Origin of the sequence: Streptomyces pactum, from assembly GCF_002005225.1 — a bacterium.
GTDB classification, from domain to species: domain Bacteria; phylum Actinomycetota; class Actinomycetes; order Streptomycetales; family Streptomycetaceae; genus Streptomyces; species Streptomyces pactum_A.
This window is the reverse complement of sequence record NZ_CP019724.1, coordinates 4,739,620-4,751,958: the sequence shown is the minus strand read 5'-3', so window position 1 is coordinate 4,751,958 and position 12,339 is coordinate 4,739,620. Positions and strand designations below refer to the sequence as shown.

General features: G+C 72.6%; 13 protein-coding genes. 5 read left to right on the top strand and 8 right to left on the bottom strand.

What is annotated here, in order from left to right; genetic code table 11:
- Positions 1-5: 5 nt before the first annotated feature.
- The gene (locus tag B1H29_RS20205) at positions 6-443 is read right to left on the bottom strand and encodes a DUF2000 domain-containing protein (RefSeq protein WP_055417819.1); all 438 of its coding nucleotides are present in this window, start codon (positions 441-443) and stop codon (positions 6-8) included.
- Positions 444-492: 49 nt separating this feature from the next.
- Here B1H29_RS20205 and B1H29_RS20200 point away from each other — a divergent pair, with 49 nt between their 5' ends.
- Entirely contained in the window at positions 493-1,317 is an 825-nt protein-coding gene (locus B1H29_RS20200; protein WP_055417586.1) for an AraC family transcriptional regulator, read from the top strand.
- Between the two features lie 28 nt (positions 1,318-1,345).
- Here B1H29_RS20200 and B1H29_RS20195 read toward each other — a convergent pair whose 3' ends face one another.
- The 3 genes from B1H29_RS20195 to mshA form a co-directional block, all read right to left on the bottom strand.
- On the bottom strand, positions 1,346-2,413 hold the full coding sequence (locus tag B1H29_RS20195; protein ID WP_055417183.1) for an IS110 family transposase: 1,068 nt from the start codon (positions 2,411-2,413) through the stop codon (positions 1,346-1,348).
- Between the two features lie 233 nt (positions 2,414-2,646).
- Entirely contained in the window at positions 2,647-3,150 is a 504-nt protein-coding gene (locus tag B1H29_RS20190; RefSeq protein WP_055417184.1) for a YbjN domain-containing protein, read from the bottom strand.
- Positions 3,143-4,516, bottom strand: a complete 1,374-nt coding sequence (gene mshA, locus B1H29_RS20185) for a D-inositol-3-phosphate glycosyltransferase (protein ID WP_055417820.1) — start codon at positions 4,514-4,516, stop codon at positions 3,143-3,145. Before mshA ends, B1H29_RS20190 begins: the two co-directional genes overlap by 8 nt.
- 214 nt (positions 4,517-4,730) lie before the next feature.
- Between mshA and B1H29_RS20180 the strand changes: the two genes are divergently transcribed.
- From B1H29_RS20180 to B1H29_RS20170, 3 genes are all read left to right on the top strand, one after another.
- Positions 4,731-5,558, top strand: a complete 828-nt coding sequence (locus B1H29_RS20180; protein ID WP_079160337.1) for an SAM-dependent methyltransferase — start codon at positions 4,731-4,733, stop codon at positions 5,556-5,558.
- Positions 5,559-5,884: 326 nt separating this feature from the next.
- Positions 5,885-6,991 carry a C40 family peptidase gene (locus tag B1H29_RS20175; RefSeq protein WP_079160336.1) on the top strand — a complete coding sequence of 369 codons (1,107 nt, stop codon included), beginning with the start codon at positions 5,885-5,887 and terminating at the stop codon, positions 6,989-6,991.
- 378 nt (positions 6,992-7,369) lie between these two features.
- Positions 7,370-8,803, top strand: a complete 1,434-nt coding sequence (locus tag B1H29_RS20170; RefSeq protein ID WP_055417587.1) for a PP2C family protein-serine/threonine phosphatase — start codon at positions 7,370-7,372, stop codon at positions 8,801-8,803.
- Between the two features lie 406 nt (positions 8,804-9,209).
- Here the strand turns inward: B1H29_RS20170 and B1H29_RS20165 are convergent, their stop codons facing one another.
- The 4 genes from B1H29_RS20165 to B1H29_RS20150 form a co-directional block, all read right to left on the bottom strand.
- A complete protein-coding gene (locus B1H29_RS20165; RefSeq protein WP_199832302.1) occupies positions 9,210-9,545 on the bottom strand; it encodes a DUF2516 family protein in 336 nt (111 codons plus the stop codon).
- A 119-nt stretch (positions 9,546-9,664) separates the two neighbouring features.
- Positions 9,665-10,273 (bottom strand): hypothetical protein, encoded by a 609-nt coding sequence (locus B1H29_RS20160; RefSeq protein ID WP_055417588.1) that lies wholly within the window; start codon positions 10,271-10,273, stop codon positions 9,665-9,667.
- Positions 10,274-10,353: 80 nt separating this feature from the next.
- Positions 10,354-10,875, bottom strand: a complete 522-nt coding sequence (locus B1H29_RS20155) for a helix-turn-helix domain-containing protein (protein ID WP_055417589.1) — start codon at positions 10,873-10,875, stop codon at positions 10,354-10,356.
- A gap of 136 nt (positions 10,876-11,011) precedes the next feature.
- Positions 11,012-11,371, bottom strand: a complete 360-nt coding sequence (locus B1H29_RS20150; RefSeq protein ID WP_055417590.1) for a winged helix-turn-helix transcriptional regulator — start codon at positions 11,369-11,371, stop codon at positions 11,012-11,014.
- 61 nt (positions 11,372-11,432) lie between these two features.
- On the opposite strand from B1H29_RS20150, the gene B1H29_RS20145 reads away from it, so the two are divergent.
- Entirely contained in the window at positions 11,433-12,326 is an 894-nt protein-coding gene (locus B1H29_RS20145; RefSeq protein ID WP_055417591.1) for an NAD(P)-dependent oxidoreductase, read from the top strand.
- Positions 12,327-12,339 lie beyond the last annotated feature (13 nt).

The following is a 12,339-nucleotide window of genomic DNA, read 5'->3' as shown; positions in this document are numbered from 1 at the left end:
CGTCCTCACGGGTGCATCCGTGCCCCCTTCAGCACCTTGTCCACCGCGTTCTTCGGCCCGTACACCGCGAGGCCCACCAGGTCCAGCTCCGCCGTGGGCACGGCCCGCACCGCCGCCCGGTTGTCGCGGTCGTTGCCCGTGCCGAAGAGGTCGGACGTGAACAGCGCGCGGGGCAGGGCGCGGGACAGCACGCGCGCGTGGGCGTTCGTCAGCGTCTCCTTGGTGCCCTCGAACACCAGGACCGGCTGGCGGAACATCGGCAGGTAGCCGACCGCGTCGGCGTCCTCGTACGGCTCCCCGATCACCTCGGGGAACTGGCTGCCCAGCCCGCTGACCAGGAAGGCGGTGACGTTGAGGCGCTGCCAGGTCTCCAGGTCCTCGCGGAGCAGGACGGCGATCTTGGTGTCGAAGCGGATGGGGTCGTCTGCGGCGTGCGTGCTCATGGGGTGAGACTGCCGGTCGGTGTACGGCCGGGTCTTGTACGTTTTTTGCATGGCCGACCAGGACCAGCGGAACGTCTCCGCCTGGCGACCCCGCGTCCCGGGTGTCGTGGAGGTCTTCCACGCCCACTACACCGAGTACGCCTATCCGATGCACGTCCACGACGCGTGGACGCTGCTCATCGTCGACGACGGGGCCGTACGGTACGACCTGGACCGGCACGAGCACGGCACCCCGCACGACACGGTGTCGCTGCTGCCGCCGCACGTGCCGCACAACGGCTCCCCCGCCACCCCGGACGGCTTCCGCAAGCGCGTCCTGTACCTGGACGCCTCCCGGCTGTGCGACGACCTGATCGGGCCGGCCGTGGACGGCCCCGACCTGCGTGACCCGGTACTGCGGCGACGGGTCGGGCAACTGCACTCCGTGCTCACCCTGCCCGGCGACGAACTGGAGGCGGAGAGCCGGCTGACCCTGATCGGCGAGCGGCTGCACGAGCATCTGCGGCTCCGCCACCGGGAGAGCCCGGAGCGCCGGGATCCGGTCCTCGCCCGCCACCTGCGCGAACTGCTCGACGAGCGGGTCGTCCTGGGGATCGGGCTGGAGGAGGCGGCCGCACTCGTGGCCGCCCATCCGGCCCATCTCGTACGGGCGTTCAGCGGCGCGTACGGCATCGCGCCGCACCAGTACCTGATGTCCCGGCGGGTCGACCGGGCCCGGCGGCTGCTGCTCGCGGGGCGGGCCCCGGCCGACGTGGCCGCCCTGACCGGTTTCTACGACCAGGCCCATCTGACCCGGCACTTCAAGCGGCTCGTGGGGGTCACGCCCGGCCGCTACCGCACCAGCGGCCGGGACGGGGGCGGAGGTGGGTCCTGAGGCCCGGCCCCGAAGCTCCTATAGATCGTCAAGCGGCTTGGGCGAGTTGTTCAGTGGTGATCTGAGGACGGGGCAGGTGACGGTAGACCTCGCGAGCGACGAACCGTTTCAGGCAGCGGACGATGTCCTTCTTCGTCATGCCTTCGGTGGTGCGTCTGGCGACGTAGTCGCGGGTGCGTTGGTCGTAGCGCATACGGACCAGCACGATGGTGTGGAGAGCCCGGTTGGCCTGCCGGTCGCCTCCGCGGTTGAGCCGGTGCCGGTGTGTCCGGCCCGATGATGCCGGGATTGGAGAGGCTGCGCATAGGTGCGCGAAGGAGGCTTCCGAGCGGAGGCGGTCGGGGTTGTCGCCCGCGGTGGTCAGCAACTGGCCCGCAGTCTCGGGGCCGACGCCAGGCAGGGCGACCAGCCGGGGTGCGGCCCGGGTGACCAGCGGGCCCAAATCGGCGTCGGCGTCGGCGATCTCCTCGCAGAGCCGCTGGTAGCGGCGGGCGAGCCTGCGCAGTGTGACCCTGGCCGCGTGCTCCGGATCGGAGAGGTCACCGACGGGACGGGACCGGGCGAGAGTGCCGATCAGCTCGCTGGTGGTCAGAGCCCGCAGCTTCTCCCGGACCACCGCGGGTGCCGTCACGATGAGATTGCGGATCTGATTGATGGTCTGGGTGCGGGCCTTGACCGCCGAGCTGCGGGCCACGCGCAGGGTACGGATGGCCTCCACGATCCCGTTGCGGGTCTTCGGCGTGCCCGAGGCCCGGCCGGACAGCACGGCGGTCGCAGCGGCGTAGGCGTCGACCGGGTCGGACTTGCCGTTGTCCCGACGGACCTTGCGGTCAGGGCGGTCGACCTCCACGACGGTGATGCCGTTGGCGGTCAGGAAACGGGCGATCTCGGCGCCGTAGGCGCCCGTGCCCTCCAGGCCCACCGCCAGCAGTTCGCCATGCGGGCGCAGCCAGTCCAGCAACTGCTGGTAGCCGTCCGGGGTGGTGGGAAACGCCTCGGTGGCCAGGTGCCGGCCGACCGTGTCGATCACTGCGGCCTGGTGGACGTCGGTGTGGGTATCGATGCCGCCGATGACCGCTATCTCGTCTGCTGCCATGCTGGAGCCTGGTGTCCTTCCGTACGACGCGTACACGAGGGCACGTGCCGGTCGGGCAGACGGACAAGACAGTGATGGGACCTTTGGCCGGGCTCCTATGAAGTCACAGATGCCTGACCGGCCACGCGCGCTGTGGTCCCGCCCGGACGGCCGACAAATCGAGAGAAGGACAGCCGTAGCGCCAGTCAGTCCTTGAGTCAGACCCCCGGGCGGAGCCACAGCAATCATCACTGTCAGTCCTCGCCGCGCTCGATCAGGTGCCGGAACGCCTCCAGGTTCCGCGTCGGCTCCCCGCGCTTGGTGCGCCACTCGTGCTCCTTGCGGATGGCGGACGCGAAGCCCAGCTCCAGCAGGGTGTTGAAGGCACCGTCGGCGGCCTCCAGGACCTGGCCGAGGAGCCGGTCGATCTCGTCGGGGGTGACGGCGGCGAGGGGCAGCTTCGCGGTGACGTAGATGTCGCCGAGGCGGTCGACGGCGTAGCCGACGCCGTACAGCTTGAGGTTGCGCTCCAGCAGCCAGCGGTGGACGGCCGGTTCGTTCTCGTCGGGGTGGCGGATGACGAACGCGTTGAGCGAGAGGGAATGCCGGCCCAGGAGGAGGGAGACGGTCGTCGACAGTTTGCGGGTGCCCGGGAGCTTGACGACGTAGTTGCCGGGCTCGGGGCTCTCCCACTCCAGCTCGGCGTCCCGCAGTGCTTCCTCGACGACCTGTGCCGTCTTCTGTGCTGCCTCAGCCATGGTGGGAGCGTACGCGACGGCGGTGGGAGTGGATCGCGGCCGTGTAGGCGTCGGCCGTCGCGGCGGCGGCGCTGTCCCAGCCGAAGGACTGGGCGTGCCGGGCGGCGGCGTCGCCCATCCGGGACGTCAGCTCGGGGTGGTCGGCGAAATCGCGCAGCACGCGCGCGTACGCCGCGGGGTCGTGGCCCTCGACGAGCCGGCCGGTGTGCCCGTCGCGCACGGCGACCGGGAGGCCGCCGACCGCGGCGGCGAGCACCGGCGTACCGGCCGCCTGGGCCTCTATGGCGACCAGGCCGAAGGACTCGCTGTAGGACGGCATCACCAGCACGGACGCGGCCCGGAACCAGTCGGCGAGCTGCTCCTGCCCGACCGGCGGGCGGAACCATACGACGTCGGCGATGCCGAGCCGCGCGGCGAGCTTCTGCAGGCCCTCCGGTTTGGCGAGGCCGCTGCCGCTGGGGCCGCCGACGACCGGGACGACGATACGGGAGCGCAGGTCCGGGCGCTCGTCGAGCAGTACGGCCACGGCGCGCAGCAGCACGTCCGGCGCCTTGAGGGGCTGTATGCGGCCGGCGAAGAGCGGGATCAGCGCGTCCTGCGGCAGGCCCAGGCGGGCACGGGCGGCGGCGCGGGCGTTCGCCGTCTCCCCCGGGGCGGGCTCGGAGCCCTTGGGGAAGGGGCGGAAGCGGTCGAGGTTCACGCCGGGGTGGACGACGGCGACCTTGGCCGGGTCGGCGGCGTAGTGCCGGACCAGCTCGTCGGCCTCCTCGGCGGTGTTGGCGATGAGGCGGTCGGAGGCGGAGACGATCTGCGTCTCGCCGATGACCCGGGCGGCCGGCTCGGGGGTGTCGCCGTCGGCCAGGTTGGCGTTCTTGACCTTGGCCATGGTGTGCATGGCGTGCACCAGGGGGGAGCCCCAGCGCTGGGCGGCGAGCCAGCCGACGTGGCCGGAGAGCCAGTAGTGGGAGTGGACCAGGTCGTAGTAGCCGGGGCGGTGGCCGGCCCAGGCCTGCATGACGCCGTGCGTGAAGGCGCAGAGCTGGGCCGGCAGCTCCTCCTTGGCCAGGCCCTCGTACGGTCCGGCGTCGACGTGGCGGACGAGGACGCCGGGGGCGAGCTGGACGGACGGCGGGAGTCCCCCGGCCGTCGCCCGCGTGAAGATCTCGACCTCGATGTTGATCGCGGCGAGGCGCTGCGCGAGCTCGACGATGTAGACGTTCATGCCGCCCGCGTCGCCGGTGCCGGGCTGGTGGAGCGGTGAGGTGTGCACGGAGAGCATGGCGACGCGACGGGGCCTGCGCAGCAGCCGGAGCCGCGGGGTGGCCGCCGGTGAGCGACGCCCGAGCCTGCTGACGTACTGGCTCACGAGCCGTTCCTCCTCGCTGCGGGCATGCCGGTCGGAGGACACGCACCGCCCTCCAAGAGGTGGGAACACCGGGTGGCTGTGCTCCATTTCCGGTTTCCCGGCCTTTGCCGAATCATTACCGCCTTTCGCTCAACCGTTCGAGGCGTGGCTGCGTCAACGCCATCACGGGGAGGACGCGCCGGACGTGCGGGCCCGGCCGCATACCCTCGTACGCATGCCCAGCCGCGCCACCGCCCGCACCGCCCCCGTGGGCGCGGTCACGCGCGGGACGACGAATCCGAACCGGCTGCGCCGCATGGACCGCTGGATCGCGGCCACGCACGGCGCCGAGCTGCGCCGCGCCACCGATCCCGTCGCCGTCGACCTCGGCTACGGCGCGGCCCCCTGGACGGCCGTCGAGCTGCTGCACCGCCTGCGCACGGTCGCGCCGCACGCGCGCGTGGTGGGCGTCGAGATCGACCCGGCGCGAGTGGCGGCGGCCGAGCCGTACGCGCGCGAGGGGCTCACCTTCCGGCACGGCGGCTTCGAGATCCCCCTCTCGCCCCACTCCCGCCGCCCCCTCCTCGTCCGCGCGGCGAACGTGCTGCGCCAGTACGGGGAGGACGAGGTGGCCGCCGTCTGGCAGCGGCTGTGCGCGCGGCTCGCGCCGGTGTCGGGGCGTTCACGCGGCGGGCTCCTGGTCGAGGGGACCTGCGACGAGATCGGGCGCCGGCACGTGTGGGTGGCGCTCGGACCCGAGGGGCCGCGCACGGTCACCTTCGCGACCCGGCTGGGCTCCCTCGACCGCCCCTCCGACCTGGCCGAACGGCTGCCCAAGGCGCTGATCCACCGCAACGTCCCCGGCGAGCCCGTGCACGCCTTCCTGCGCGACTTCGACCGCGCCTGGGCCGCCGCCGCTCCCTACGCCTCCTACGGCGCCCGCCAGCGCTGGTTGCGGGCCGTACGGGACCTGACGGCCGACTGGCCGGTGACGGACGGGCCGGTGCGGTGGCGCCAGGGCGAAGTGACGGTGCGGTGGGAGGCGTTGGCGCCGGCCGCCTGAACCGGCGGGCGGGACCGCACCTGGATTGGCGGGCGAGGAGCGCACCTGGACCGGCGGGCGAGGTGCGCGCCCGGACCAGCGGGCACGGCACGAGTGACCGGCGGGCAGGGCGCGCATGGTCGGCGGGCGGGAACGATCCCCGTGCGGCGTTCGTCACACAGCGGGGCCCCTCGCACCCGGAGGCGGATGTGAGGCAGAAGGGGCAAGGGACAGGTAAGGGAGGGGAAGCGGAAGGAAAGCACGACCTCTGTCGCTTTCCACGCCGGCATGGCACGATCCCCCAGGCGACCTATGTTACTGACGGTTAACCAGTTGGGGGGCGAGGTATGCGTACGGGGAAGCATGGCTGGATGACCGCTGCCGTGACCGTGGTCTGCGCGGTCACCGTGTTCGCGGCACCGGGCACGGCGTTCGCGGATCCCGGGCCCACACCCTCACCCGGCACGCCCAGCGCCTCCCCCGCCCCGTCCGCCACTCCCGGCAAGGACCTGGAAGCCGTACGCAAGAAGCTCGACAAGCTCTACCGCGCGGCGGCCTCCGCCACGGACGAGTACAACGCCGCCGAGGAGAAGGCGGACAAGCAGTCCGCCGAGCTCGTCGAACTGGCCAAGAAGATCGTCAAGGGCCAGGAGAAGCTGGACGGGCTCAAGGAGCGCGCCGGCGCCGCCGCCCGCGCCCAGTACCGCACCGGCGGCCTGCCCGACGAGGCCAGGCTGATGCTGAGCGACGACCCCGAGGACTTCCTCGACGGCACCGACCGGGTGGACCGCGGCCGGCGCGCGACCAAGGGCCTGCTCGGCGAGCTGACGCGCACCCAGGAGGACCTGAAAACCTACGCGGCCGACGCCTCCGCCCAGTTGAAAAAGCTGGAGGCGAACCGCAAGGCCAAGGCCACCGCCCAGAAGAAGATCGAGAAGCAGGTCGCGGCGGCCGAGAAGCTGGAGTCCGAGCTGGAGCAGGAGGAGAAGGAGCGCCTCGCCCGGCTGGAGCGGGAGGCGCAGGCCAAGGCGCAGACCGCCTGGCTCGACTCCGGCATCCTCGAGGACCTCGACACCGAGGCGACCGAGCGGGGCAGGAAGGCCGTCGAGTACGCCACCGCGCAGATCGGCAAGCCGTACCAGTGGGGCGCCGAGGGCCCGAAGGCCTACGACTGCTCCGGTCTGACCTCGCAGGCCTGGGTGTCGGCCGGGCAGTCGATACCGCGCACCTCGCAGCAGCAGTGGAAGCAGCTCGAGCGCGTCGACATCGAGGACATGCGCCCCGGCGACCTGATCATCTACTTCGACGACGCCAGCCACGTCGGCATGTACGTCGGCGACGGCTCCGTCGTGCACGCCCCGCGTCCGGGACGCTCGATCACGATCGCGGGCGCGGGCTCGATGCCGATCCTCGGGGTGGTACGACCGGACACGGGCACGGCACCGTCACAGTGACTCGGGCACGGCGTCCTCGGAGTGACTCGGGCACGGCACCCCCGCAGTGACACGGGCACGGCACCCCGCAGTGACACGGGGCGTGTCCGCCGCCGGGTAGCCGAGTGACACGGGCCACGGGCCACGGGCCGGGACGTGAAACGGGCCACGTGACCCAGTCCACGCCCGGTGTCCCGCCCCGCGTGACGTTCGTCATCCCCGACCCCGGGTCGACGTGTCCAACTGCGGTACGGAACGCGGCATATGACAGTGGCCGATGGCCGCCCGGCGTGTTCTGGACCATTCCGCAGCGGCGCCGTCACCCGCTATGGTCCCCGTCGGTGGGTCGAGGTCCCTCGCCCCGCCATGCCCTCGGGGGGAGGGAAGGAAACCAAGACGATGCCCGTACCCGTACCGCGGCAGAGGGCGATCCCGGCCGCGGAGTGTGGTCAGGCGCCCGCCGCGTCCCCGGATGGCGGCCCTTCCATGGAACAGGCCCCGCCCGGGACGAACCCGGCCGAGAACCCCGCCACCCGGCGGGAGAACCCCACGGAGAAGCGCGAGAAGACCACGGACGAGACCGAGGACCAGCGCGAGAGCGCCGCCCCCACCAACCTGACGCTGCTGCTGATCGAGGACGATCCGGGCGGCTCGCCGATCGTGCCCGACCTGCTCGACCAGTCCGGCAAGCCGGTCCGCGTGCGCAGGGCCCGCAACCTCACCGAGGCCGAGCGGCTGCTGACCGACGACGTCCACTGCATCCTGCTGGACCTCGCCCTGTCGGCCCCCGCCCCGGCCCGCGCGAACGCCGACGGCTACGGCGGCAACGGCGGCAACGGAGAATCCGACGGGAGCGGGGACGACGAGCTGGCGGTGCTCCGGCACGTGCTGGAGCTCGCGCCCCGGCACGCCGTACTCGCGCTGACGTCCTCCAGCGACGCCGAGCGCGGCGCGGAGGCCGTGGCGGTCGGCGCCCAGGACTACCTGTTCCGCGACGAGCTCGACGGCCGGCTGCTGAGCCGGGCGATCCGCTACGCCGTCGAGCGCAAGCGGTCCGACTCGGCGGAGCGGCGCCTGGCCGAGGGCCGGCTGCGAGCGCAGGAGAACGCGCGTCTGGAGCGCGGCCTGCTGCCGACCCCGCTGCTGGAGGGCTCCCCGCTGCGCTTCGCCGCCCGCTACCGGCCGGGGCGCTCGCGTGCCCTGCTCGGCGGCGACTTCTACGACGTCGTGCGCACTCCGGACGGCACCGTGCACGCCATGATCGGCGACGTCTGCGGGCACGGTCCGGACGAGGCGGCGCTCGGCGTGGAGCTGCGGATCGCCTGGCGCGCACTGACCCTGGCCGGTCTCTGCGGCGACGAGCTGCTCGGCACGTTGCAGCAGGTGCTGGAGCACGAGCGCTCGGACGACGAGATCTTCGCGACCCTGTGCGCCGTGGACATAGCCCCGGACGGCCGCCGCGCCGGCCTGTGCCTGGCCGGGCACCCGGCCCCCCTGGTCGCCGGCCCGGGCACGCCCGCACGGCTGCTGCCCTACGACAACAACGGGCCGGCGCTGGGGCTGCTGCCGGGCGCCCGCTGGCCGCGGACGCAGGTGGAGCTGGGCGCCGAGTGGAGCCTGATGCTCTACACCGACGGCCTGATCGAGGGCCACGTCGGCGAGGGCCGGGAGCGGCTCGGCCAGGACGGCATGGTGGAGATGGTCCGCCGCCAGTTCGCCGAGGGTCTGCAGGGCGAGCAGTTGCTGCGGGCGACCGTCAACGAGGTCCGCGAGCTCAACGGCGGCGAACTGGCGGACGACCTGGCGGTGGTTCTGCTGGACCGGACGGCCTGAGCGGCCCTATCGCCGCGGCCCCCGGGATGGCCGGGACCACCGGGAGACCACCGGACCGCCAGGACCTCGGAAGACGGCCGGACCGCCAGGACCGCCGGAAGACAGCCGGACCGCCAGGACCGCCGGAAGACAGCCGGACCGCCAGGACCTCGGAAGACGGCCGGACCCTCAAGGCCCCGGAAGACGGTGGGACCTCAGGACCCCGGAAGACGGCCGAACCTCAGGACCCCGGAAGACGGCCGGACCGCCAGGACCGCTGGGCGGCCCGACCGCCGCAACCACCGGGACGCCGCAACCACCCGACCGCCGCAACCACCGGGACGCCAGAGGCCCGGCCCCGTGAGGCCGGAGCCCCGGCCCCCGAGACGCCAGAGCCCCGCCCCCGAGAGGCACAGCCGTGCGTACCTCAGCGGCCGCCGTTGTACGGGCCGTAGGGGCCGTCGCTGCTGGAGCCGCGGCGGGTGCTGCGGCCGCCGCCCGGCAGGCCGCGCAGCGCGGGCCGTACGTCGACCATGTACACGATCGTCGCGATGAGCCCGATGATCGGCAGGAACGACAGGATGTTGAAGACCAGGTTCACCACGAAGGCGAGCCCGAGGATGACCAGCCAGAACGGCTTGGTCTTCTTGTCCGCCGCGCGGTAGGCGTCCTCACGGCGCGTGGCGGCGTCGATCAAAGCGAAGCCGCTGAAAAGGATCAGGGCGATGCTCAGCAGCCACATGAAGCCTGCGAACCCCTGCATCAGCACAACGTCCACCACCAGACTCGGATCGTTTCCACGCGGTCACCGTACCCGGAGAACGGGCCGGACACCCCAAGGGTGCCCGGCCCGTTCTCCGTACGCGCGGTACCCGTCGCCGGTTACTTGGCGGGCGGCGTCGTCTTCTTCGCGGTGCCGTTGGTGCTCTTCCTGGCCGGGGCCTTGCGCGGGGCGGGGGCCTTCTTCGCCGCGGGCTTCTCGCCGGTGACCTCGACCGGCTCGGACTTGGCCGGCTTGCCCGGCTCGACCGCCACGGCGAGCTCCTCCACCTCCTCGGCGATGTCCTCGATGCCGTCGGCGGCCTCGCCGCGCCAGGTGCGCACCGCCTGCTCGCCGCGCTCGGCGACCTTCTCGTAGGTCTCCCGGGCCTTGACGGCGTACTCGGCGGCGACGCCGACCGAGCGCAGCGCGAGGTCCTGGGCGGTCTCGCCGAGCTTCTTGAAGTCGGCGTCGAGGGAGCCGAAGAGCTCGTTGGCCCTGGCCTGGAGCGTGCCCTGGGTCTCCCTGACGCGGGCCGTCGCCTTCTCCTGGACGGCCTTCGGGTCGGTGTTGCGCACGGCCTCGATGCGGGAGGGCGCCTCGGCGCGGAGCTGCTCCACCAGCACCGGCACCTTCTTGGCCTGCTGGAAGGCCAGGTCGGCGGTGCCCGCGGCGAAGTAGAGCGGGGTGGGGTCGCTGAGGGTCTTGCGCAGGTCGTCGGTGATGGCCATGGTGATGGTCCTCCGGTATTGCGTTCGGCTGAGGGTTTCGTGGTGGTCCCGCACCCGGTCGGCCGGTCGGTCGTTCCCGCTCATCCGGCCGTCTGCTGCGGGCCGGCGTCACTGCCGCCGGTCGTACGGGGGCGGTGCCCGGGTATGGAGGCACCGCCGTCCGGCAGCACGTCGTCCGGCAGCACGTCGTCCGGCACGGTGTCCGCCGGTCTGTCCCGGGCCGTCGCCCCGTCCGCGTCGGCCGCGTCGGCCCCGAACCCGTTCTCCTTGCGGAACGACTCGTAGATCTGGAGCAGCACCTGCTTCTGCCGCTCGTTGAGCGAGGGATCGGCGAGGACGACCGCACGCGTCTCCACGTCGTCCCGGTCCCGCTCGGCGTCGAGGATCCCGGCGCGCACGTACAACGTCTCGGCGGAGATCCGCAGTGCCTTGGCGACCTGCTGGAGCACCTCCGCGCTCGGCTTGCGCAGCCCGCGCTCGATCTGGCTCAGGTACGGATTGGACACGCCCGCGGCGTCGGCGAGCTGCCGCAGCGAAAGCTGCGCACTGCGCCGCTGCTCGCGCAGGTACTCACCGAGATTGCCGACGTTGAGCGATGCCATGCCTCCACGATGCCCCACCGCGCTAACTATTGCAAGCATCCGCTTGCAATAGTGCGCCGTCCGGTCACCTACCCACTTTTTTGTGCGTACTTGGCAGCACCCGCTCCCCGGCCGAAGCTGAAGGGGCAGGCGGGCGTCAGGAGGCCGCGCGGGTGGCGGACTTCGGACCGGCCAGCCGGTCCAGGCGGCGGTGGCCCCAGTCGGAGAGGGGGGAGAGGGCCTCGGCGAGGTCGCGGCCGAACGCGGTCAGGGAGTACTCGGTCTTCAGCGGAAGCACGTCGTACACCCGCCGGTCCACCAGCCCGTCTGCCTCCATCTCGCGCAACGCCTGGGTCAGCACCTTCTCGGTGAGGCCGGGCACCCGCCGGCGCAGTTCGGCCGGCCGGTGCGGGCCGGACTCCAGCAGCCACAGCAGCGTGGTCTTCCACTTGCCCTCGATCACGGCGATCGCGGCGGTCACCCCACAGACGTCCGGATCCTGGCGTCGGTGTGCCATGCCGTGCCCCTCTCATCAGCGATCGCCCCACAACCATTCAGTAAGTTACGGGAGTTGAAGCATGTCCGTGCACACCGACCAGTCTGCCGCCGCCGTCACCGTCCTCGGGCTCGGTCCCATGGGCCGGGCGCTGGCCACCGCGTTCCTGGACGCCGGGCTGCGCACCGCCGTCTGGAACCGCACCCCGGGCCGGGACGGCGACCTCGTCGCCCGGGGCGCCATCGCGGCGGCGTCGGCCGAGGAGGCGGTCGCCGCCGCGCCGCTGACCGTCGTCTGCGTCGTGAACTACGACGCCTCGGACGCCGTACTGCGCCAGGACGCCGTCACCGCCGCGCTCAAGGGCCGTACGGTCGTGAACCTGAGCGCCGACACCCCCGCGCGCGCCCGGGACACCGCCGGGTGGGCCGAGCGCCACGGCGTCCGCTACCTGGACGGCGCCATCATGACCCCGACCCCGACCATCGGCACGGACGACGCGGTGTTCCTGTACAGCGGCCCCGGGGGGCTGTACCGGGAGCACCAGGGCGTGCTGGCGGCGCTCGGCGGCAGCCACACCCACCTGGGTGAGGACGCCGGCCGGGCCGCGGCCTACGACATCGCGCTGCTCGACATCTTCTGGACGTCGATGGCGGGTTACGCGCACGCCCTGGCCGTGGCCCGCGCGGAGGGTGTCACCGGCGCGGAACTGGCCCCCTTCGCCCAGGGCATCGCCGCGATCCTGCCGCCGCTGTTCACCGAGTTCGCCGCCGACACCGACGCCGGCACGTACTCGGGCGAGCTGAACCCGATCACCTCGGCCGCCTCGACCATGGCCCACGTCGTCCACGCCTCCGAGGCGCACGGCATCGACGCGAGCGTGATGCGCGTGATCGAGGGGCAGGCCCGGCGGGTCATCGCGCGCGGGCACGGCACCGACGGGTTCACCCGCGTCGCCGAGGTGATCACCGTGCGCTGACCCGGCCCGGGCG

Coding starts and splice junctions, on each gene's coding strand:
- B1H29_RS20205 (WP_055417819.1), bottom strand. CDS start 443: ATGAGCACGCACGCCGCAGACGACCCCATCCGCTTCGACACCAAGATC.
- B1H29_RS20200 (WP_055417586.1), top strand. CDS start 493: ATGGCCGACCAGGACCAGCGGAACGTCTCCGCCTGGCGACCCCGCGTC.
- B1H29_RS20195 (WP_055417183.1), bottom strand. CDS start 2,413: ATGGCAGCAGACGAGATAGCGGTCATCGGCGGCATCGATACCCACACC.
- B1H29_RS20190 (WP_055417184.1), bottom strand. CDS start 3,150: ATGGCTGAGGCAGCACAGAAGACGGCACAGGTCGTCGAGGAAGCACTG.
- B1H29_RS20180 (WP_079160337.1), top strand. CDS start 4,731: ATGCCCAGCCGCGCCACCGCCCGCACCGCCCCCGTGGGCGCGGTCACG.
- B1H29_RS20175 (WP_079160336.1), top strand. CDS start 5,885: ATGCGTACGGGGAAGCATGGCTGGATGACCGCTGCCGTGACCGTGGTC.
- B1H29_RS20170 (WP_055417587.1), top strand. CDS start 7,370: ATGCCCGTACCCGTACCGCGGCAGAGGGCGATCCCGGCCGCGGAGTGT.
- B1H29_RS20165 (WP_199832302.1), bottom strand. CDS start 9,545: ATGCAGGGGTTCGCAGGCTTCATGTGGCTGCTGAGCATCGCCCTGATC.
- B1H29_RS20160 (WP_055417588.1), bottom strand. CDS start 10,273: ATGGCCATCACCGACGACCTGCGCAAGACCCTCAGCGACCCCACCCCG.
- B1H29_RS20155 (WP_055417589.1), bottom strand. CDS start 10,875: ATGGCATCGCTCAACGTCGGCAATCTCGGTGAGTACCTGCGCGAGCAG.
- B1H29_RS20150 (WP_055417590.1), bottom strand. CDS start 11,371: ATGGCACACCGACGCCAGGATCCGGACGTCTGTGGGGTGACCGCCGCG.
- B1H29_RS20145 (WP_055417591.1), top strand. CDS start 11,433: ATGTCCGTGCACACCGACCAGTCTGCCGCCGCCGTCACCGTCCTCGGG.